This is a genomic window from Methylocystis silviterrae (assembly GCF_013350005.1).
Taxonomy (GTDB): domain Bacteria; phylum Pseudomonadota; class Alphaproteobacteria; order Rhizobiales; family Beijerinckiaceae; genus Methylocystis; species Methylocystis silviterrae.
The window spans coordinates 56,375-77,255 of the sequence record NZ_JABVWW010000003.1; the positions used below are offsets into that span (position 1 = coordinate 56,375).

Genomic DNA, 20,881 nt, shown 5'->3' on the forward strand with positions numbered 1-20,881 from the left:
CGCGCGCCTATTCCGTCAAGGAAGAAAGAATGGCGTCGGCGGCGCGAAGGGCGAGCGCGGCGATGGTGAGCGTCGGGTTGGCGGTTCCGCCGGTCGGGAACACGGCGGCGCCAACCAGAAAAAGATTGCGGTGCGCGTGCGCGCGCAGGTCTTTGTCGACGACGGACGTCGCCGGGTCCGCGCCCATGCGCGCCGTGCCCATGATATGGCCTGCGGCTTGGGCGTCGTCCTTGTGCCAAAACGCCTCCACGCCGATCTTCGCAAACATGTCTTCATGCAGATGTTTGGCGTTGCCGAGCGCGTGTTCGGTGTAGCGGTCGAGTTGAAAGTAGATCGCCGGGCGCGGCAGACCGGTCTTTTCGATTTGCGCCCGATCCAGCGTCACCCTGTTGCTCGCCAGAGGGAGTTGCTCCGTCAATGCGGCCACGCGAATGTGCCGCGACGTCTGCTCCTTAAGAGCCGTGTCGAGCGCCTTTCCGCGCAGGCCGCTCAGCGCGAGTTCGCGCGCGGTCGATTCGGGCGCTCCCTTCGGCCAGCTCCACCCTTCATTGCCGAATTCGAATCTCAAAGCCGAATTTACGCCGCGGTCTTTCAGATCTCGATAATTCTCGATCCCCGATGTCGCTCCAGGTCCCCGATAAGGCCAGACGGGTTGGCGCGTGAGGGCCCAGCTGAGCTGGATCGGATGATCCATCAGATTTCGGCCGAGCTGATCCGAGCGATTGGCGACGCCGCCAGGAAAGGCCTCGGAGGCCGAGGCCAGCAGGAGTCGCGGCGTCTCGACGCCATTGCCGGCGACGCAGACGGCGCGCGCGAACACGCGTCCGGTAGAGCCATCGGATCGTATGAACCTGACCGCTTCGACACGCCCGTCCGGGCGGCATTCGATGAAATTGGCGCAGGTCTCCGTCAGCAGCCTCGCGCCGAGAGATTGGGCGCGCGCGACGTGAATGGTCGCGTCATATTTCGCTTGGATCGGACAGATCGGAATGCAGCTGGCGCTGCCGTGACAGGCCGGTCGGTCGCCGGACGCCTTCGAGAGACGCGCCTGCGGAGTCGGGCGGACCTTATAGTCGGACTCCTGCAACGCGTTGCGCCATGCGTGATCGAGGAAGCTCTGTGCGATCGGCGGAAAGGGGTAGGGCGCGGAGCGTGGCGAGCCAAGATCGTCGTCATTGTCTCCGGCGACTTCGAGCTCCTGTTCCGCCTGGCAATACCATGGCTCGAGATCCGCGTATGAGATCGGCCAATCAACGCCGAGGCCGAAGCGCGATTTCATCTCGAAATCGTCGGGAACCAGCCGAATGGCGGTTCCCAGCCAGTGCCACGTCGTGCCGCCCACCTGTCGCAAATAGGTCGAACCGAAGGGATGAGCGCCTCTCTGCGCGTAGAACGCATAGGGCTTGTCGGTTTCGGGATGCGGCGCGAACGCGGCCTGCTCATAGGCCGATTCGGGAGTCTTTGCAGAAGCGCTCTGGAATCGTCTCACCGAGGCGGCGCGGTCCACGCGAGGGCCGGCCTCCATAACAACGACTGTCGCGCCTTTGCGCGCGACGCGAGAGGCGACCAACGCGCCGGCGACGCCAGAGCCTATGACCAATACGTCGGCATGAATATCCATATGGAACGCCTCACTCCTTGGTCGGTGCAAGCGCCCAACTCGCGGCTTCGCCGGGAACGCCGCCTGGCCGCGCAAAGCCCATCGCGTCCCACATCAGCGCGCCGGTGTAATCGACGCAAATCACGCGTCCAGAGTCGACGGTTTGACCGGAATACCAATCCGCCACAATTCTTCGCGCAAGACCCTCCGAGTCTTTATCTTGTAGAGGGCCCAAGCTGCTCAATGCGCCGCGATCGAGTCCAAGACTCTGCAGATAAATCCGAGCCGAATCGATCTGAAGACGCGTGCGTCCAGTTAGCTCAGCGCTGAGGCGAAGAAAATCGGCGAGATCGGAGGTCTCGGCCAAACCGGGCCGATCTGCAATACAGGGCGTGAGCGCGCCGAGCGCGCAGCCGATCAGAAGCTTTCGACGCGAGACGTCACGATTCTTTGCGCGCATGGCATTCTCGTTTTTCGAAGGGCCCTTCGGCATGGCTGCGACAAGCTCGTTTGCCCTTCAGCGTTCCATTAAGATTCTCTTGTCGAAGGCTTCGATAGCCTCCTGCGACAGGGCGGACGTCAACACTTCGTTGAGAACAGACGGCGGCGCCGTGATGTCGTGACTATACCGCAGCCCAGCTTCTACGGTTTGTCGATCGGGAAAACTCGCAAGCAGCAAGGTCCGGTCGGCGCTCTTGACGATCGCGGCGACGCTTTCGAGCTGCTTCTCCCAATCTCTTTCACGCCGCATGAGCCTGCCGAGATATACCGCGACGCCATCCGCGCCCGCCTCCATTGCGACATAGGCCTGCGCCGCCGTGAACACCGCTGTCGCCAGAGATGCGCAGCCTATGTCTTTCAGCGCCCGGCAGCACGCGAGGCTCGGTGCAGTTGGCGCAAGTTTGATCCAAAGTTTTTTTTCGCGGGCGGTCTTCAGGTCGTCGAGATAGAGAATTGCTTGCCGCCGGGTCTCGTCGGGACCTCCAACCGCCTGAATCATCAGCTGCCGAATTGCGCCGATCTTGGCGGACATTCCGCAGAGCTTGCGGGCCGCGGCGACGTACTCATCCAACGACAACGCTTCCGCGCCGGCGGCGCGGGCGATCAATGTCGGATTGGTGGTGAATCCCTGCACGCCCGGAAATTTCAGCGCGTCCAGGATAGCATTTTGATCCGCCGTATCGACGAGAAGCATCGCGCCCTCACATTGGAATATTGTTTATCTTGACCGTACTCGCCGCGGACGTGTTCACGCAGGCTTTTTCCTTGCGCTCAACACGACGCTTTTCGGATTGGCGAGAATTGCGTCCCAGAATTGTTGTCCGTAACGCTGAATTCCTTCCTTAGACACGGCGAAGGGCGTCCATTTGGCGTCAGCAAACCCCGCCTGCGTCAGCGCGTCCTCGTAAGCGCGACGGCTCCACTGGGTGAATTCGATCCAGAATTGTTCTTCCCCGACAAACGTCATCCGAACGCGCAGGCGCATGGGACCTTCCCCGATCTCTTCGAGAAAGAATCCATACGGGAGCGTATCATCTCGACCGTTGACGAAGTCCGGATTGGGCACGACGGCGACCAATCTGCCGTCGGGAATCACATTCGCCGCTACAGACCTGAACATTTGCGCAAGCGTCTGCTCGTCCTCGGCATAATTGAACAGAAAGGCGGCGGTCGCGACGTCGAATGCCCCCAAGACCGCCATCGTTGCGGCGTCGCCGACTTCGTAGGCGACGCCAAGTGGATTTTGGATCTCTTCATGTCGGGCGACGTCAATCATCGCGGGCGACAAATCCACGCCGAGCACATTCTTTGCGCCAAGTCTTTTGAGAAGCCGGGAATAATGGCCAGTCCCGCATGCGTAGTCGATGGCGCTCGCGCCTGAAAGATCGCCGAGAACCGATTGGACGGTTGGCGTTTCAAGGAAATTCGTATCGTCATCCTTCCGCGCTGCCGAATATTGCCGGCTGATTGTTCGATATTGGTCGCTCATGCGCATGTCCCGGAAAGTCGCTGCTAGATCACGCTGCATTTGGGCGGAATCGCCCAAATGCAGCGTGATCGATTCCCAAAGTTTAGAGCGCGCGCTACGCGAAAAACCGGTTCCCACTTTTTCGCGAGCCGCGCTCTAGGCTTCAAGACTGGAACTTATTCCTTCAGCTCGACAGTGGCCATGGGTTCGCCAAAGGAGGAACGCCTCTGCCAAGACGGCCTCTTAAGGCAATTTGGCGCGGCCTGCGCTTGAGAGCTGATCGCTTCGTGTTCCAACCCTATCTCTCTTACGGACGCGACTGCGTCGGCGACGCTGCTAGGCTCGCGCCAAGTGGGGAGATCGGTATGGAGAGAACCGAACAGTCAAACGCAACGGGCCCCCGATGCGCCGGCGCAGCGCGGCGGTGACGCCAGGTGGCGTTCGCCGGAAAAGCTCTACTCGCCGGAGTCGGGGTCGCCCTCGTTCTAGCTTTGGCCCTCCTGTTCTTCGCTTGGTCGGGTCTCTACAACGTTGCAGCCAGCCAGCCTCATTGGGCGCTCACGCGCTGGTTCCTGGACTTTGGTTTGCGGCGTTCCGTCGAGACGCACAGCGCCTCCATCACGCCGCCGACGCTCGATGATAAAAATCTGGTGATCCTCGGCGCGGGCCATTTCGACGGAGGCTGCGCGCCTTGCCATGGCGCGCCGGGGGGGCACAGCGACCCGATCGTTGATCGCATGCTCCCGGCGCCGCCCGAACTCAACCGCGCCGCATTCAACTGGTCGACAGAGCAGCTCTTCTGGATCGTCAAGCATGGCCTGAAGTATACTGGAATGCCGGCGTGGGTCGCGCAGCAGCGCGACGACGAAGTGTGGGCCGTTGTCGCTTTTCTGCGCGCCCTTCCGCAGATGAGCGCGAGCCAATATCGGCTGTTCGCCATCGGCGATCCCGAGGCGCGGCTGAATGATGGCGCTGAGATCGCCCGGAACGGCATGACGATGGAGGCGCTGACCCGATGCGTGCGCTGCCATCGTGGCGATGCGCAGCCCAGAAGCGCGCTCGTGCCCCGCCTCGCCGGGCAATCACAGGCCTATGTCGAACGCGCGCTGCGCGATTTCGCCAGCGGTTCGAGGCCGAGCGGCATCATGGAGCCGATCGCCGTGGCGCTGGACGATGCTGCGATCGCGGCGCTGAGTGAATATTACGCGCGCGCGTCGGACCCGGCGCCGAGCGCGACGCCGATAGCGCCGAACGCTGATCAGATTGCGCGCGGCAAAGAAATCGCGACCAAAGGCGTCGCGGAATCGGGCGTCCCGCCCTGTCTGGTTTGCCATGGCGACACACGCGCGCCGTCCTTTCCCAAGCTCGACGGCCAATACGCGCCCTATATCGTCGGCCAGATCGAAATCTGGAAACGCGGACTGCGCAAGAAGTCGGGATATGGAGCGATCATGGGGACGATCGCTTCGCGTCTGACCGACGAGCAGGCGCGAGACGTCGCCGCCTATTTCGCGAGCGTCGCGGCGCCAACCGCGGAAAAGCTGGAACGGCCCATCCCACCGTCTCGCCGTGGAGGCCCGCGTGCGCGATAGACAGCGATCCTTGCGCATCACGCGCGCCGCTCCGGCCTGCCTCCTGCTCGCGGGATGCGAGGGCGTTCAATCGACGCTCGCGCCGACCGGACCGCAGGCGCAACATGTTGCGCAACTCTTCTGGGTCATGGTCGCGGGAAGCGGCGCGATCCTGCTCCTGGTCACTCTCCTGACGGCGATCGCGCTATTTGCGCCGCCGCGCCGCCGGGCGTTCCTGGCCGGCGATACTGTCGTGCTTGCCGGCGGGCTGATCCTCCCCGTCGTCACGCTCTCCGCGCTCCTCGTCTACGGACTGGTTATGCTTGGCGCGGGGCCGGGAAAGATGGCGGCGAGTCCGATTGGAATAGAGGTGGCGGGCGAGCGCTGGTGGTGGCGCGTCGTCTATCACGACGACGCCGGCTCTGCGGTCGAGAGCGCCAATGAATTGCGCATTCCGGTCGGCCGCGCGGTCGAGATCGAACTCACGAGCGACAATGTCATCCATAGTTTCTGGGCGCCGAGATTGGCCGGCAAGCTCGATATGATTCCCGGCCGCAAGACCGCGCTGACGCTGAGCGCCGAAAAAGCTGGCGTGAGCAGGGGCCAATGCGCGGAATATTGCGGCGGGGCGCATGCGCTGATGGCGTTCAACGTCGTGGCGATGCCGCAGAATGAATATGAGGAATGGCGTTTACGGGAGTTCCAGCCAGCGCAGGAGCCCGCAACGCAGGAGACGCGAGAGGGCAAGGCGCTGTTTCTTTCGCACGGCTGCGGCGCGTGCCACACAATCCGCGGAACGCCTGCGGTCGGCCGGCTCGGACCCGATCTTACGCATGTGGGCGGCAGGATCTCGATTGGCGCCGCGATCCTCGCGACGGATGAAGCCTCCATCGCGCGATGGATCACGCACAATCAAGACATCAAGCCCGGCAATCTGATGCCGGCCTTTGACATCTTCAGCGGAAGCGAACTGCTCGCCCTGTCGCGCTATCTCGCGAGCCTGCGTTGAAGCTGCGCCGCCGTCCGGGCGCGTCTTTTACATGCCCTGGACGACAGGTTCGCCGGCGTTGAGCCAGGCGAGGATGCCGCCGCCAAAATGGGTATTGGCGTCGCGACGGCCCAAGAGCCGCGCCTGTTCCATCGCAGACACCGAGCGCTTGCCGGAGCGGCAATAGATGACCACTTGCTGGCCCTCGCCTGCGATCGGCAGCTGGCTCGGATCGAATTTCGACAGCGGATTGAAAATCGCGCCGGCGATATGGCCCGCCGCATATTCGTCAGCCTCTCGCACGTCGACAAGCAAGACCGCGCCCGTCGCAAGGCCCGCTTTCAGCTCTTCGAGGCTGATGTCATTGAATGGACTACCTGTGCTCATGATGCTCAATCCTCCTATGATCCAGCATGACATTCTCGGCGCCTCGCGCTTAGAAGTCCTGTGGCTGACGCGATGCTTGCGTCTGACGATGCGCTATCGGGCCTATACCACGGTTCGCGGCGCGCTCCAGGCGTTCCGTCGCCATCTTTATTGCAGGCTCGATCCGCTTTACGGGCAGGCGGCCCCATTCTAGAAATTCTCGCTGCCGACAGGAACACCGAAAAACCGTAGCATTCATCTGACCGCCAAGAACGAAAAAAGGGCGACGGTCAAAAGCTCGACCGAGCGCCGTCGCACGCGACGGTCGTCGACTTTGGAACGTTGCATATGCCGGGCACTCTTGAGATTGCCGGGACCGAATCCTCTCCATTGCCCCTATGCACGGGAAACACAGATCATGAGCATGGAACGCCGCGCCTTTCTTCTTGGAGCGTCGACTTTCGCGGCCGGCGCGGCCGCGACCGCTTCGCCGACGACAAGCGCCACGAGTTCGCCGGCCGCGGTGGATTACCAAGACGGCGCGCTGGCGCCCAATGGCGGCCAGAGCCTCTTCGCGCGAGTCAATGGCGTCAAGCTGCATTATGTGCGCGTCGGGGTCGGCCCTAACGTGGTCTTGCTTCACGGTTGGCCGCAGACCTGGTTTGCGTGGCGCTCCACGATGGAGCGCCTCTGCTCGCGGTTTACGCTGATCGCCCCCGATCTGCGCGGCCTCGGCCTGTCCGAACGAACCGCCGCGGGATATGACAAGCAAACCATCGCTGGCGACGTTCGAGCGCTCATTGACCAGACGGCCGGGGGGCGCGCCCATGTCGTTGGCCATGATATGGGCGGGAAAGCCGCCTTCATGCTCGCCCATCTTCACCCTGAGCATGTCGAAAAGCTCGTCCTGGTGGATTGCCTGGTTCCGGGCACGGAGAACATGGATGCGTTGCGCGCCGGCGCCTGGCATTACGGATTTCACATGGCGCCAGATTTTCCGGAAATGCTGACCAAGGGCCGCGAGCGCGATTATATCGCGGCGCAGATCCGCGCCTGGTCCCACAAGAAGGACGCGGTCCCAGACGCCGCGATCGCAGAATTCGCCAAACATTACGCCTCGGAGGGCGGCATGACGGCGGGATTCAACTATTATCGGGCGCTCAAAGATGACGCCGCCGCGGCCGCATCCTTGAAGGGCCGCAAGCTCGACATGCCGGTGTTGGCGATCGCAGGGCGACACAGCGTTGGCGAAAGACTCGCGGACGCGCTCCGACCACAGGCGACGAATTTAAGGTCTGTGATCGTGGACGACAGCGGCCACTTCGTCGCCGACGAAGCGCCGGAGCAATTTTGCGCGCAGATTGAGGGATTCCTGTCCGCTTGACGGCATTGCAGGATATCCCGAACGCGCCGTAGCGCTCTGCGCGACTGGGTTAACCCGTATTGCGCAAGCCCGCCGCAATGCCGTTGATCGACATCAGGATGCCTTCGCGAATGTCTTCGCCGCGCTCTCCTGCGCGATGGCGGCGGATCAATTCGACCTGCAGATAGTTGAGCGGCGCGATATAGGGGAAGCGGTGCCGGAGCGATCGCGCGAGCGTCGGATTGTCCGCGAGCCGCTCCTTGGAGCCGAGAAGTTTTTCGAGCGCGTCATTCGCGCGCCCATGCTCCGCTTCGATCATGCCGAAAATGCGCGCGGCAAGCGCCTTGTCCTCGACGAGACCGGCATAATGATGCGCGATCGACATGTCGGTCTTGGAGAGGATCATGTCGATGTTCGAGAGCAGCGCGCGAAAGAACGGCCATTCTTCGCTCATCCGGCGCAAGAGCGCGAGCCGCGCTTTCTCGTCCTCTTCGATGAAATGCGCGATCGCCGAACCAAAGCCGTACCAGCCCGGCAGCGCGACGCGCGCCTGCGCCCAGGAAAAGCTCCACGGGATCGCGCGCAGATCCTCGATGCGGCGCGAAGGTTTGCGCGAGGCGGGACGCGAGCCGATATTGAGCGAGGCGATTTCCGAAATCGGCGTCGACGAAAAGAAGAAATCGACGAAGCCTTCGGCGCCATAGACAAGTCCGCGATAGGCGGCCATGCCGGCCTGCGACAATTCTTCAGCAGCCTCCAAGAACTCCGGCGCCGGAGTCTTGTGCGCGGAAAGCAGCGTCGCTTCCAGCGTCGCCGCGACGAGCAGTTCCAGATTGACGTGGCCGATCTGCGGATTGGCGTATTTCGCCGCGATGACTTCGCCCTGCTCGGTCAGGCGGATCTGCCCGTTCACCGTGCCGGGCGGCTGCGCCAGAATGGCGTCGTAGCTCGGTCCGCCGCCGCGTCCGACGGTTCCGCCGCGCCCATGGAAAAGCCGCAGCGCGACGTTCGGCGCCGAGGCGAAAAACTCCGCGAGCGCCGTCGAGGCGCGGTACAGCTCCCAGATGCTCGTCAGGATCCCGCCGTCCTTGTTGGAGTCGGAATAGCCGAGCATGACGTCCTGCTGCCCGCCGGAATTGACGACGAGCTTGAGGATGCCAGGGAGCGCATAAAACTCTTGCATGATCGGCGCGGCGTTGCGCAAATCCTCGATCGTCTCAAAAAGCGGCACGATGATGAGATCGGCGATGACGCGCTGAGCGTCGCGCGGATCGAGCGTGCCGCGCATCAAGCCGCATTCCTTCTGCAGCAGCAGCACTTCGAGAAGGTCGCTGACCGTTTCAGTGTGGCTGATGATGTAATGGCGTATCGCTTCATCGCCATAGAGCCGTCGCATCTCGAGCGCGCGTTCCATGATCGTCAATTCGCTCGTGGCGCGGTCGCTGTATGTCGCGCCCGGCAGGCGCACTGGCCGCGGATCGCCGAGCAGCCTCAGCAGCAACTGCTGCTTCTCGGCTTCCGGAAGCGCGGCGTAATCATCGACGACCCGGGCGGCGCTGAGAAGCTCGGCGATGGTCTCCTCGTGCCGGTCGGAGCTCTGCCGCAAATCGAGCGTCGCAAGGTGAAAGCCGAAGACTTCGACAGCGCGGATCAGCGGCTCGAGCCGCTGCGTAGCGATGACTTCGCTGTGATGCACCCGCAGCGACTCATCGATGGTGACGAGATCGGCGAGCAGCGCCCAGGAATTGGCGTAGGGTTCGCCCGGCGCCACGGCGTGGCGCGCCGCCTGGCCGCCGGTCAGCTTCTCCAGCGTGCCGGCGAGGCGCGAATAGACGCCGATGAGCGCGCGGCGATAGGGCTCGTCGTCCCGATGCGGATTGTCGTCGCCCGAGCGGGCCGCAAGCGCTTCGAGCGCCTTGGTGCAGCCGGCGTAACGCCGCGACATCGAAAGTTCCGCGCCGAGCTCATGCACTTCGATGAGATAAAAGCGGAGCACGGTTTCGCACTGCATGCGCAGGGCGGTCGAAAGCGACTCCGCCGTCACATTCGGATTGCCGTCGCGGTCGCCGCCGACCCAGGCGCCCATGCGCAGGAACGGCGGCACGCGCAGTCCGTCGAGACGCTGTTCGATGTCCGCGTAAAGGCGCGGGATCTCGCGCAGAAATGTGCTGCGATAATAACTCAGCGTGTTCTCGATTTCATCGCGCACGGTCAAACGCGAATGACGCAACAGCTCGGTCTGCCAGAGCTGCGAGACGCGGGCGCGAAGCTGCATCTCGTTTTGCGCGCGCTCGGCCTTGCCACGCATATGCTCGCGCGCGGCGAGCAGTTTGAAGATCGCGTGTTCGGCGTCGAGCAGGCTCTTGCGGCGCACTTCCGTCGGATGCGCGGTCAGCACCGGCGAAATCCAGCCGCGCGCCAGCGCCTGGGCGATCTTGCCGGCGCCGACGGCGGCCTTGCGCAGACGCGCGAAGGTCGTGGCGAGGCTAGGCGCGCCGGTGAAGGCGCCGCTCGCCTGGGCGCGGGCGCGCTGCTGCAGCGGATGCAGGTCTTCGGCGATGTTCGCAAGATGCGAGAAATAGCTGAAGGCGCGAATAACGGTGCGCGCCTCTTCCGCCGTCAGCGCGCGCAGCAGCGCGTCGAGATTCCTGTCGGCCTCGGCGTCCCCGTTGCGGCTTGCGGCGACGGAGAGCCGCCGGATCGTCTCGATGCGCTCGAACGCCGCGGTTCCTTCATGTTCACGAACTGCGTCGCCGAGCAGGCGCCCCAGAAGGCGAATGTCCTCGATGAGCGATTCGTCGCCCTTCAAGGCTTCAGGGTCGGCGCCCGCCGCCGCCGGAGCGGTCGTAACGAGATTTTCCTGCGCCTGCGTCTCAAGCTGCATACTATCGCGACCTTTAAACATTCCGCGCCTCAAGGCGCCTCCAGGGCAGCTATAGCAGGCTTCGGGCGCCTTTTCGACGCGGCACTTGTTCGAGGCGACGTCGCCCCTTATAGACTCGGCGACGATGCGTTCCGCCTAATCTCCGCACTTCGCGGCGCTGATGGTCAAAGCCATGCTCGACACAACCGAAATTATTATCTTCGCCGGGGTCGGCCTGGTCTTCGCCTTGGGCCTGCTTGCATTCTGCAAATGGTCGGGCGCGGCTGTCCAGCGGATCGCCGCCTATGCGCTGATTGCGCTGTGCTTCCTCTACGTCGGCTTCGGCTTTCGCGCTGAGGAGCCTGGCCCCTGGGTCGGCTTCGAAATGACCGGCGTGGCCGTCTTCGGCACGCTCGCCGGCATGTCGATCATCGGCTCGCCGTGGTGGGTCGTCGCTGGCCTCGCGCTGCATCCGCTCTATGCGATTTACTTTCACTATATCGGCGCAGCCTCGCAATTCGCCCCCGCGCCCTTCGTGGTCGCCAATGCGGCGTTCGACGTCGCGATGGCGCTTTTCGTCGCTTATGCCGCTCTGCGCGGCGGGCGAAAGGGCGCGACGCGCGCCGAGGAGACGTCTGAGGCGCCGCAGCGCAAACTCGCCGCGCGGTCACAGCATCGCTCGCAAAGGCGCGACGCCGGAGGTCCGGCGTGAACGCGCCCACGGACTTCTCCTTACGCTACGACTGGGGCGTCGAAGAGATCGTCGCGATTCATGATCAGCCGCTGCTCGATCTCGTCGCGCAGGCGAACGCCGTTCATCGCCGCTTTCACGACGTCAATGACGTGCAGAAGGCGGCGCTGCTGTCGATCAAGACTGGCGGCTGTCCGGAAGACTGTTCCTATTGCCCGCAATCGGCGCATCATCGCGAAGTGAAGCTCGACCGCGTCGATCTCATGGAGACGGCGGACGTGCTCGGCGCCGCAAGGACCGCCAGAGAAGCCGGCGCCGATCGCTTCTGCATGGGCGCCGCCTGGCGCTCCGCGCCCGAGGGCAAGCGCTTCGACGCTGTGCTCGACATGGTGCGCGGCGTGCGCGGGCTCGGCATGGAGGCTTGCGTCACGCTCGGCATGATCAACGAGTCGCAGGCGCGGCGCCTCGTCGACGCGGGGCTCACCGCCTACAATCACAATCTCGACACCGGGCCAGAATTCTACAACGAGATCATCACCACCCGCACCTATCAAGACCGTCTCGACACGCTCAAGGCCGTGCGCGGCGCGGGGCTCGAGATGTGCTGCGGCGGCATTATCGGCATGGGCGAAAGCGTGAAAGATCGCGCCGGCATGTTGCAGACGCTGGCGTCGTTCGACCCGCATCCGGAAAGCGTGCCGATCAACGCGCTGGTCGCCGTCGAGGGCACGCCGCTCGCCGGGCGCGCGCAGATCGACCCGCTCGATCTCGTGCGCATGATCGCGACGACGCGCATCGTCATGCCGAAGGCGCGGGTGCGGCTCTCCGCCGGCCGCTCCTCGCTGTCGCGGGAGGCGCAAATTCTCTGTCTCGTCGCCGGCGCCAATTCGATCTTCTACGGCGAAAAGCTGCTGACGACGGGCAACGCCGGCGTCAATGAAGACGATGCGCTCTTCGCCGCGCTTGCGGCGCGCGAGGCGCGCGCTTCCGCCGCGTCTTAAGAGTCCTCGGCCGGGCCGAAAATTGTCTCGAAATTCCTGCGCAGCGCGGCGTCGACGGAACGCATCTCCGCCGTCACGCCGAGGTCCGCGAGGCTCGTGACGCCAAGATGGGCGTCGCGCACGCCGCAGGGCGCGATGCCGGAAAAATGCTTCAGATCCGGCGCGACATTGAGCGCGACGCCGTGGAAGCTCACCCATTGCCGCAGGCGCACGCCGATGGCGGCGATCTTGTCTTCCGCCATTTCGCCGCCGCGTCCCTTGGCCTTTTCCGGCCGCTCGACCCAGACGCCGACGCGGGCGGCGCGCCGCTCGCCCGTGACGCCGAAATCAGCCAGCGTCGCGATGATCCATGATTCAAGCGCGCAGACCAGGGCGCGCACGTCGCGATGGCGGCGCGTCAGATCGAGCATCACATAGGCGACGCGCTGCTTGGGCCCATGATAGGTGAATTGCCCGCCGCGTCCGGTGTGATGGACGGGGAAGCGCGCCTCGAGCAGATCCTGCTCTTTCGCCGAGGAGCCGCCGGTATAGATCGGCGGATGTTCGAGGAGCCAGACGCATTCGCGCGCCTCGCCCGAGGCGATCGCCGCGGCGCGCGCCTCCATAAAAGCCACCGCCGCCTCATAGGGGACGAGATCGTCGCTGACGCGCCATTCCACCGGCGGCGCGCCTGTGGGCGCGCGCATCGCCGTATCAGCGGCGGGCGCAGGAGGGCAGGCGGCTTGGCTCATCGCGTCACTTTACACCAAACCGAGGTCCTAAGCGTCGGCCCGCTTGTCATCTGGGAGCCGATTTGTTAGACGCAGCGCGCCGGCGCTTCGCGTTAAGCGGAGCGTCCTTGCGGCCGTGGCGGAATTGGTAGACGCGCTAGCTTGAGGTGCTAGTTGGGCAACCAGTGGAGGTTCGAGTCCTCTCGGCCGCACCAGGGTTAGCGCCACAAAAGCGCCCCGAGTTCGCCCGGCCTTACGGCGCCGCAGCGGGCAAACATCAGCCACATTCCCCAAGGTAATATGGTCGTGCTGGCGCTTGGTCAGTGCAAGCCGCCTGCTCGATCTTCGCAAATGAGCGCGCCGCGCGCCTTGTGCGCAGACGCGAGGCGTTCGACGCCGCTCTTTTGGTTCGACGGCGCCCGGAGAGGGAAGCATGGCTGTGTCGTTAAGAGACCGCAGGCCGCCGCCAAAGGCCGATACTATCGAGACGCGCGCCCGCTATGCCTGGCATGATATCGAAGGCGATTGGCGCGCGTCGCCGCCGCCGCCGGTGGGTTCGCGCCGCCAATCCTACGCAACGGCGTCCGATCGCAACTTCGAAAGGGTTGAGCGCTTCTTCTACATAGGCGCTGCGGCGCTTGTCGTGGTCGGAACCGCGATCGTCGTCGGCTCCGCGTTCTGGGGCGAGCTTCCGCAGAATGGCGATCCCGCAGATTCAATGGCGCCTCAAATAATAGCGCCTCCCGCGCCGCGCGGGGCGCCGAGCCAAGCGCATTCGGGGGCGCCGGCCGCCAATTTGCGATCGCATGAACAGCCGCCCTCGATCATCGCCGGTCCGGTGGTGCCGACAGCGACGCCAGAACGCGCCGCATCGGCGCAGGACGGCGCAGAATCGGCGCCGGGCGCCCAGGGGTCGAATCCGCTCGCGTCATCCATCGCCAACCTCGAACTCGAGCCGGAATTTCTCAGCGACGGCATCGCGGGAAAGCGTAGAGCGGCGCGCCGCGGGGCGGAAGATGAGGCGTCAGCGAGGGCGAATGTCGCGGTTGAACAGGAGCCGCCCGCGTCCGAAGCGCGAACCGGCAAATGCTACGTCAGGATTTCGGGACGCGTGGTCAACAGCGGCGTCTGTCAGATCTCGCGAAAAGGCGGCGCGGTGGTCTTCCAATATTCCGGTCAGACGCTGACGCTTTCTCCGGCCAAGGGAAAAACCTGGTCTGCGGCCCTCGGCGGCAAAAATCTCGGAAACGTTTACAAGAGCGGATCCTGCTGGGGTTCAAAGAGCACCTATATCTGCGATCGCGGCGGCTAGAGCGCGGCTCGCGAAAAAGTGGGAACCGGTTTTTCGCGTAGAACGTGCTCTAAGCTTTGGGAATCGATCACGCTGCATTTGGGCGATTCCGCCCAAAAGCAGCGTGATCTAGGCGGCGCCTCGCGCAGTCAACTTTTCGGCGCCTGCCTAAGGCGCGCCGGATTTCGGCGCCTCTTGCGCGCCATGCTCATGGTCATGCTCATGCGCCTGCGGCGCCTGCTTGGCCTTTGGCCCAAGCGTTTTGGCGATGATCGGCTCTGTCGTCGAGGTCCAGTCCGGACCGGCGGCGACGATCGGCGTCGGCGCGTCGCCGGGCGTGATGTGGACGAGCGAATAGCCGCGCTTTTTCAGTTCGCGCAGGAATTCGGGCAGCATCTGCGCGGTGATCGCCTGCGAATCATGGAAGAGCACGATTCCCTTGCGGTTCTTTTCAAGCCGCGACAGCACCAGATCGAGTTCGGCCTTGGGCGTCATATGCGACCAGTCCGACGCCCACAAATCCGAGCCGAAGATTGTGTAGCCGCGCGACGAGAGGTCGGCGACGAGCGCGGGCGTATCGGCGAAGCCGGGAAAGCGGAAGAAGGGCGCGGCCGCTGCGCCGAGCGCCTTATTCACGGCGTTGATCCCTTTGTCGATGTCGGCCTTGGCGGCGTCCTCGCTCATGAGCCTCAGGGTCTTGTCCGGGTGGCTGTAGGAATGGTGAGCGATGGTGTGGCCGTCCGCGGCGGCGCGCTTCACCAGAGCGGGCAGGCTTTCCGCATTCCGGCCGATCAGAAAGAAGGTCACGCGCGCGCATTCCTTGGCGAGCGCGTCGAGCACTTGCGGCGTGGGAGACGCCGGTCCGTCATCGAACGTCAAAACCACCTCATGATCGCGCAAATCGAGCGTGCGCGGGTAGCTTTGCAGGCCGACCGCCGTTCCCTTGGAGCGGTCGATTTCAACGACGCGCGACACGCCAAGCGCGTCGGGTCCGCAGGTCCGTTCCGCGGCGGCGGCGTCGGGCGGCGCGTTAAGAACGCCGGCGGCCGATAAAGACGCCAGCAGCATGAGCGTGAACCGCAGGAGGGGAGCGGCGACGGGCGCTTCAGATCTTTTCAGCAGTAGAAAAATGGCGGTCATGACGGCTTGCCGGTTTGATTTCTCGCGCCCCCGGGTTAAGAGCGCGACCATAATATAGCGCGGGACCGCCTATGCCGCTCGATCATGAAGATACGGCGACTCCCGCCGAGGACTTCCGCGACGGCGGAGAGGCGTCTCTCAGCCGGGAATTCGTTCTGGACGTCGAAGGCGCGATTGCGCTGGGCGACTCGGAGCGGATTCACGAACTCGTCGGCGACCTGCATGAGGCGGACCTTGGCGCTCTGCTGGAGCTCTTAAGCCACGAGGCGCGGCCCCGCCTTGTCGAGCTGATGGGCGCGGACTTCGATTTTACGGCCCTGATGGAGGTCGGCGAGGCGACCCGCGAGGAGATCCTCGACGAACTCCCGGTCGAGACCCTCATCGAGGGCGTGCGCGAACTCGAAAGCGACGACGCCGTCGCCATTCTCGAAGGTCTGGAACCGAAAGAACAGGCGGAGGTCCTCGACGCGCTCCCAGCGCAAGAGCGGATCGTTCTGCGCCGCTCCCTGGACTATCCCGAGGATTCCGCTGGTCGCCTGATGCAGACGACTTTTGTGGCCGCGCCCCCCTTCTGGACGGCGGGGCGCGTGCTCGATTTTTTTCGAGAGTGCGGCGAAGAGAATCTGCCCGAGAACTTCTTCGAAGTCTTCGTCGTCGATCCTGGCTACCGTCTGCTCGGAACCGTTTTCCTCGACGCTCTGGTGCGGGCCAAGCCAAGCGCGCGGCTCGACGAAATCATGCAGGAGGATCGGCGGCGGGTGAATGCGACCGAGGACGGCGCCGAGGCAGCGCGGCTCTTCGAGCGCTACAACCTCGTTTCCGTCCCGGTTGTCGATGGATCCGAACGGCTCGTCGGCGTTCTGACCATCGACGACATCGTCGACGTCATTCAGGAGCAGGCATCGGACGAGATCCTGGCGCTTGGCGGCGTGAACCCCGAAGAAGAGCTGACCGACAATTTCTGGTGGATCGTTCGGAGCCGCTTCACCTGGCTTTTCATCTATATGCTTACCGTTTTCATCACCTCCTCCGTGCTCAAGAGCTTCCAGGCGCAGCTCGAACAGATGGTGGCGCTCGCGGTGCTCGGGCCGATCGTTGCGGGGCAGGGCGGAAGCTCCGCGACCCAGACCATGACGGTCGCGGTGCGGGCGCTCGCGACCAGGGAGCTCACCAGCGCCAACGCTCTTCGCATTATTTTCCGCGAATTGGCGATCGGCGCCGTCAATGGCGCGGCCTTCGGCCTGCTGACCGGGATCGTCGCCGCGACCTGGTTTCAAAATGTCGGCCTTGGACCGGTTATCGGTTTGGCGATGTTCACGAATCTGGTCGCCGGCGCGCTCGGTGGCGTTGTGGTGCCGCTCGTTTTCGACCGGCTGAAATTCGACCCCGCGGTCTCTTCGGGGCCCTTTGTGACCACGATCACCGACGTGGTCGGCTACAGCGCGTTCCTTACAATCGCCAGTTTGTGGTTCCATCTGGGCTAAGTCGCGTCGGCGCGTTTACGCTCCGTTACCGCCTGCGGGGATAATTTGGAGAAATGCGCTCGTTGAAATGTTTTTCCCTGCTTTCCTCCGCCCTCGTGTGCGCTGCATTGGCGGCGACGCTCGCGGGCTGCGGCAGCTCCTATGATCCGAGCTTCTCGCGCCGGCCGCGGTTCCAGACCAGCGCGCCGCTGATCAATCCCAAGCGCGACCCGAGCTTTCTCGCCTACGCCGTGCCGGAGACCGATCTCCATAAATTCCCGGCGACGCGCAGCGGCGAATTCGCCGTCCACGGCATCGACGTCTCGAAATATCAGGGCAACATCGACTGGGAGCAGGTCAAGGACTCGGGCGTCTCCTTCGCCTTCATCAAGGCCACGGAAGGCGGCGACCGGGTCGACTCGAAATTCGCCTACAATTGGGCGGCGGCGAAGGCCGCCGGCGTGCCGCGCGGCGCCTATCACTTCGTGTATTGGTGCCGCCGGCCGCATGAAGAGATTGGCAATTTCGCCAGCGTCGTGCCAAATGAGCCCGACGCGCTGCCGCCGGTGCTCGATGTCGAGGCGACGCCGACCTCGGGAACCTGCAAACGCACGCTCTATCGCGAGGAAGTGCTGCGCGACATGAAGGACATGCTCACGCAGATGGAGCGCCATTACGGCAAGAAGCCGATCATCTATTCCTCGGTCGACTTCTATCAGGCGATCCTGCACTCCGACGCTCTGTCCGAATATCCGATCTGGGTCCGCTCGACGAAATATCACCCGAAGGTGCGTTACGGCGACCGCAAATGGACTTTTTGGCAGTATCGCTCGGACGGGCGCGTGCCGGGCATCACCGGCGCGGTGGACCAGAACACGTTCAACGGCTCAGCCGATCACTGGCGAAGCTGGCTTGCGTATCAGACCGGCCTGGCGGCGGCGCCGGTCGCCGCGCGGCCGGCCGACGATCGCGGCGGAAAGCAGCTCATCGAGGAAGATCCGGCGATGCTGTCGGGCGGCGAAAGAAACGCCTATGACAAGGCGGCGAGCGCTCCCGTCCCGCCGGCCGCCGTCCAATAGGCGGAAAGCCGCAGCGACCGATCGCCCTGGTAAAAGGCCGTCGCCGGGGTAGCCATGGGGCGAGATTTCGCGTATAGGCGCAACGCCAGTTTCCGCCGCGCGGCGCTCCCGCCCGCGGCCTTCGTTTAGAGAGAGAATAAATGGCCGTTCCGAAAAGAAAAACCTCGCCGATGAAGCGGGGATTCCGTCGCTCCGCCGACGCCCTCAAGGCGCCGACCTATATCGAGGACAAGGATTCCGGCGAACTCCGCCGCCCGCATCACGTCGATCTCAAGTCTGGCATGTATCGCGGCCGTCAGGTGCTGAAGCCGAAATCCGTCGAGGAATAACCGCTCCGACGTGTGAGGAAATGAAAGCGGGCCGCGAGGCTCGCTTTTTTGTTTTTGAACAGTCATAGGGGGTAGGATTTTATCATTTCCCGGCGGTCGGGGATTGCTCCGGCCAGGCGAAGGTCTGGGCGTCTTCTGCAAAAGGCGTCCTTGCCGGGTGGATCCTGCGGAGGAAATACTCGTGAATAGCGTTGATATAGCTATAGTAACTTTTTTTGCAACATTGCTTGCAGGTATATTTGGATTTTCTATTACTCTTCGTCTGAAAGAGAGCTGGCTTGATGGAATATCAAGGGATCAGTTCAAAGCCGTGAGAAACATGATTGCTTCACTGCTTGCAGTATGCCTCGGTTTCTTATTGGTAACGGCAAAAAACAATTTTGATAAGAAAGTTGACGAGGTGAGAACGCAGGCGTCTAAGGTTATTTTATTGCATCGCGTGTTGGATTTGTATGGCGATGAAGCCAACGAAGCGAGAACAAAAATAATAAACGCTTTGCAGGGTCAGATCAATCTATTGCAGGTCGCGAGCGGAAATTACATCGATCAAAAAGAGGCTTTTAAAAAAGCCAAGATCGATTCATTTCGCGAAGCGGTGCTCTCTTTAGAAGACAAAGATCAGAAAAAATCATGGGCGAAGACGGCCGCTCTCAGTTTAACGCAAGAAATTACCGGCATAAGATGGAAAATATATAGCGACTTGAACGCCAATATACCGCTGGAGGTGATCATATTCCTGATCGCTCTGCTCGTGACGGTTTTCTTTAATTTCGGCGTCATCTCGCACCATCACTGGACCGCGGCGCTTGGGCTTATCACGGCGTCCATATGCGTCTCCGGGGCAATTTTTCTGCTGGTGGAGCTCGATCGGCCATTCCAGGGGTTTTTCACAGTTCCAACCGACCCTCTGAAATCTGCAGTCGATATTATTAAAACTGGCTAGGTAAACAGAGGGCGGCCAGCAGAGCCGCGCCCTGCCCGTGGCCGGACAGATTTCGCCAGCGTTGATCAGCGCCGCCGCTGGGCGGACGCGAGCAGCGGCAGCAACAGCGCACGCGGCGTCACCGCCGAGGTCCAAACGAACACGCGGTTGATCCAGCCGGGAACGATCACCCGCTTGCCGGCCATCAGACCCGCGTAGCCCTGACGCGCGACTTCCGCCGCCGGCAGCATCGCGGGCTTCATCGCACCCATCACACCCGAAAAATCCAAGCCGGCGCGCGACTGGAAGCCGGTCTGCACCGGACCGGGACACAGGCAGGCCACCTTCACACCCAGCGGCTTCAATTCCTGCGACAGCGCTTCGCTGAAGGAGCGCACATAGGCCTTGGTGGCGTAATAGACGGCAAAGCCCGGTCCCGGCATGAAGGCTGCGACCGAGGCGACGTTGAGGACGCCGCCCTTCGCCGCGACGATCGCCGGCAGAAAGCGCAAGGTCAGCGCGGTGAGCGCGCGCATGTTGAGATCGACGATCGCGAGCTGCTCGGCGGCGTCGAGCTCGATGGCGCGGCCCAAGAGGCCAAATCCGGCGTTGTTGACCAGGAAGCGCGGCGTGAGGCCCGCCTCGCCCAGGAGTTCCGACAGCGTCTCAGCGGCGTCCTCAGTTGTAAGATCGAGTTCGATGGGGAGTGGGCGGACGGCGCCATTGGCGGCGATTTCGTCGGCCAGCGCCTCCAGCCGGTCGCCGCGACGGGCGACGAGCGCGAGCTCATGGCCGTTGGCGGCGAAGATGCGGGCAAGCGCCGCGCCGATGCCGTCGGACGCGCCGGTGATGACCACGACGGGGCGTGTCACTGGCCGCCATCCTTGCTCGGCGACCAGGGGCCGGTTGGGGTCGGCGCGGCGGCGTCGCGGAACTCGCGGCGCAGCTCGACGCGCTCGCGCGTCGAAACGCCGAGCAATTCGGCGACGCGCCAGACCACATTCTCCTCGAATTCGTGAACGGCGCCGTCGGCATGCGCCATGTCCCAGAGCATGCCGACGATCTGCCGGCGCCCGTCCTCATCGAGCCGGCGCTTCAGCACGCTCGTAAAGCGATAGAGGTCGACGGCGTCGCGCTCGCTCTCCTGCGCGGAGTCGATCAGTTCGGTCGCCGCGTCGCCTTCAAGGCCGAATCGCGCCTCAACGAGCTGACGAATGCGCGCTCTTTCCTTGTCGTCGAACTCGCCGTCGACCGAGGCGATATGGACGAGAAGCGCGGCGGCGGCGAGCTGATAGTCCGCGGCTTCAAAGGCCTTGGGCCGCTCGGCCTCGCCGGTGAGGTCGTTGATGAAGTTTTTGAGAGCTGAGAACATGGGCGACGACGCTAACGGGGCGGGAGCTGCGTTGCAAATCCGTATAGATCATGGGACGGGGGAAGGGTAGCGGCGGGGAGGGTAGCCGATCCGGCCAATCTGCTGCTTATGACCCGTCTCGGCATTGCTCGTCGTTCAGTTCGCCACGGCGACGATAGATCGC

Annotated in this window: 21 protein-coding genes and 1 tRNA gene; 12 read left to right on the forward strand and 10 right to left on the reverse strand. The window is 63.4% G+C overall.

What is annotated here, in order from left to right; genetic code table 11:
- Positions 1 to 7: 7 nt before the first annotated feature.
- From HUN39_RS03905 to HUN39_RS03920, 4 genes are read right to left on the reverse strand one after another with little or no spacing between them, the layout of a single operon-like run.
- A complete protein-coding gene (locus HUN39_RS03905) occupies positions 8 to 1,621 on the reverse strand; it encodes a GMC oxidoreductase (RefSeq protein WP_175093195.1) in 1,614 nt (537 codons plus the stop codon).
- 10 nt (positions 1,622 to 1,631) lie between these two features.
- The gene (locus tag HUN39_RS03910; RefSeq protein ID WP_232365900.1) at positions 1,632 to 2,060 is read right to left on the reverse strand and encodes a sorbitol dehydrogenase family protein; all 429 of its coding nucleotides are present in this window, start codon (positions 2,058 to 2,060) and stop codon (positions 1,632 to 1,634) included.
- A 57-nt stretch (positions 2,061 to 2,117) separates the two neighbouring features.
- On the reverse strand, positions 2,118 to 2,795 hold the full coding sequence (locus HUN39_RS03915; protein WP_175093197.1) for a transaldolase family protein: 678 nt from the start codon (positions 2,793 to 2,795) through the stop codon (positions 2,118 to 2,120).
- A 54-nt stretch (positions 2,796 to 2,849) separates the two neighbouring features.
- Positions 2,850 to 3,590 (reverse strand): class I SAM-dependent methyltransferase, encoded by a 741-nt coding sequence (locus tag HUN39_RS03920; protein WP_232365901.1) that lies wholly within the window; start codon positions 3,588 to 3,590, stop codon positions 2,850 to 2,852.
- Between the two features lie 413 nt (positions 3,591 to 4,003).
- Here HUN39_RS03920 and HUN39_RS03925 point away from each other — a divergent pair, with 413 nt between their 5' ends.
- Together HUN39_RS03925 and coxB are read left to right on the forward strand one after the other, a co-directional pair.
- The gene (locus HUN39_RS03925; RefSeq protein WP_175093198.1) at positions 4,004 to 5,161 is read left to right on the forward strand and encodes a c-type cytochrome; all 1,158 of its coding nucleotides are present in this window, start codon (positions 4,004 to 4,006) and stop codon (positions 5,159 to 5,161) included.
- A gap of 10 nt (positions 5,162 to 5,171) precedes the next feature.
- The gene (coxB, locus tag HUN39_RS03930; protein ID WP_175093437.1) at positions 5,172 to 6,149 is read left to right on the forward strand and encodes a cytochrome c oxidase subunit II; all 978 of its coding nucleotides are present in this window, start codon (positions 5,172 to 5,174) and stop codon (positions 6,147 to 6,149) included.
- A gap of 27 nt (positions 6,150 to 6,176) precedes the next feature.
- On the opposite strand, the gene HUN39_RS03935 is transcribed toward coxB, so the two are convergent.
- On the reverse strand, positions 6,177 to 6,515 hold the full coding sequence (locus HUN39_RS03935) for a rhodanese-like domain-containing protein (RefSeq protein WP_175093199.1): 339 nt from the start codon (positions 6,513 to 6,515) through the stop codon (positions 6,177 to 6,179).
- Between the two features lies 1 nt (position 6,516).
- Here HUN39_RS03935 and HUN39_RS03940 point away from each other — a divergent pair, with 1 nt between their 5' ends.
- Both HUN39_RS03940 and HUN39_RS03945 read left to right on the forward strand, forming a co-directional pair.
- The gene (locus HUN39_RS03940; protein WP_210266838.1) at positions 6,517 to 6,708 is read left to right on the forward strand and encodes a hypothetical protein; all 192 of its coding nucleotides are present in this window, start codon (positions 6,517 to 6,519) and stop codon (positions 6,706 to 6,708) included.
- Between the two features lie 204 nt (positions 6,709 to 6,912).
- Positions 6,913 to 7,878: an alpha/beta fold hydrolase gene (locus HUN39_RS03945; RefSeq protein ID WP_175093201.1), complete on the forward strand. Its 966-nt coding sequence runs from the start codon at positions 6,913 to 6,915 to the stop codon at positions 7,876 to 7,878.
- A 49-nt stretch (positions 7,879 to 7,927) separates the two neighbouring features.
- Here the strand turns inward: HUN39_RS03945 and ppc are convergent, their stop codons facing one another.
- Positions 7,928 to 10,741 carry a phosphoenolpyruvate carboxylase gene (gene ppc / locus HUN39_RS03950; RefSeq protein WP_175093202.1) on the reverse strand — a complete coding sequence of 938 codons (2,814 nt, stop codon included), beginning with the start codon at positions 10,739 to 10,741 and terminating at the stop codon, positions 7,928 to 7,930.
- Positions 10,742 to 10,901: 160 nt separating this feature from the next.
- Between ppc and HUN39_RS03955 the strand changes: the two genes are divergently transcribed.
- Together HUN39_RS03955 and bioB are read left to right on the forward strand one after the other, a co-directional pair.
- Entirely contained in the window at positions 10,902 to 11,432 is a 531-nt protein-coding gene (locus HUN39_RS03955; RefSeq protein ID WP_175093203.1) for a PTS sugar transporter subunit IIA, read from the forward strand.
- The gene (bioB, locus tag HUN39_RS03960; protein ID WP_175093204.1) at positions 11,429 to 12,412 is read left to right on the forward strand and encodes a biotin synthase BioB; all 984 of its coding nucleotides are present in this window, start codon (positions 11,429 to 11,431) and stop codon (positions 12,410 to 12,412) included. The genes HUN39_RS03955 and bioB overlap by 4 nt, the downstream gene beginning before the upstream one ends.
- Here bioB and lipB read toward each other — a convergent pair.
- The gene (lipB, locus tag HUN39_RS03965; protein ID WP_175093205.1) at positions 12,409 to 13,098 is read right to left on the reverse strand and encodes a lipoyl(octanoyl) transferase LipB; all 690 of its coding nucleotides are present in this window, start codon (positions 13,096 to 13,098) and stop codon (positions 12,409 to 12,411) included. The genes bioB and lipB overlap by 4 nt on opposite strands.
- A gap of 154 nt (positions 13,099 to 13,252) precedes the next feature.
- Between lipB and HUN39_RS03970 the strand changes: the two genes are divergently transcribed.
- Both HUN39_RS03970 and HUN39_RS03975 read left to right on the forward strand, forming a co-directional pair.
- Positions 13,253 to 13,337, forward strand: a tRNA-Leu gene (locus tag HUN39_RS03970).
- 218 nt (positions 13,338 to 13,555) lie between these two features.
- Entirely contained in the window at positions 13,556 to 14,434 is an 879-nt protein-coding gene (locus tag HUN39_RS03975) for a hypothetical protein (protein ID WP_175093206.1), read from the forward strand.
- A gap of 147 nt (positions 14,435 to 14,581) precedes the next feature.
- On the opposite strand, the gene HUN39_RS03980 is transcribed toward HUN39_RS03975, so the two are convergent.
- Positions 14,582 to 15,604, reverse strand: a complete 1,023-nt coding sequence (locus tag HUN39_RS03980; RefSeq protein WP_175093207.1) for a polysaccharide deacetylase family protein — start codon at positions 15,602 to 15,604, stop codon at positions 14,582 to 14,584.
- A gap of 20 nt (positions 15,605 to 15,624) precedes the next feature.
- Between HUN39_RS03980 and mgtE the strand changes: the two genes are divergently transcribed.
- From mgtE to HUN39_RS04000, 4 genes are all read left to right on the forward strand, one after another.
- Positions 15,625 to 17,037 (forward strand): magnesium transporter, encoded by a 1,413-nt coding sequence (gene mgtE / locus HUN39_RS03985; RefSeq protein WP_175093208.1) that lies wholly within the window; start codon positions 15,625 to 15,627, stop codon positions 17,035 to 17,037.
- A 53-nt stretch (positions 17,038 to 17,090) separates the two neighbouring features.
- A complete protein-coding gene (locus HUN39_RS03990; RefSeq protein ID WP_175093209.1) occupies positions 17,091 to 18,095 on the forward strand; it encodes a glycoside hydrolase family 25 protein in 1,005 nt (334 codons plus the stop codon).
- Positions 18,096 to 18,235: 140 nt separating this feature from the next.
- Positions 18,236 to 18,424, forward strand: a complete 189-nt coding sequence (gene rpmF, locus HUN39_RS03995; RefSeq protein WP_014891260.1) for a 50S ribosomal protein L32 — start codon at positions 18,236 to 18,238, stop codon at positions 18,422 to 18,424.
- Between the two features lie 181 nt (positions 18,425 to 18,605).
- The gene (locus HUN39_RS04000) at positions 18,606 to 19,367 is read left to right on the forward strand and encodes a bestrophin-like domain (protein WP_175093210.1); all 762 of its coding nucleotides are present in this window, start codon (positions 18,606 to 18,608) and stop codon (positions 19,365 to 19,367) included.
- 65 nt (positions 19,368 to 19,432) lie between these two features.
- Here the strand turns inward: HUN39_RS04000 and HUN39_RS04005 are convergent, their stop codons facing one another.
- Both HUN39_RS04005 and HUN39_RS04010 read right to left on the reverse strand, forming a co-directional pair.
- Positions 19,433 to 20,218: an SDR family NAD(P)-dependent oxidoreductase gene (locus HUN39_RS04005; protein ID WP_175093211.1), complete on the reverse strand. Its 786-nt coding sequence runs from the start codon at positions 20,216 to 20,218 to the stop codon at positions 19,433 to 19,435.
- Entirely contained in the window at positions 20,215 to 20,718 is a 504-nt protein-coding gene (locus HUN39_RS04010; protein WP_175093212.1) for a tellurite resistance TerB family protein, read from the reverse strand. The genes HUN39_RS04005 and HUN39_RS04010 overlap by 4 nt, the downstream gene beginning before the upstream one ends.
- Positions 20,719 to 20,881: the final 163 nt, after the last annotated feature.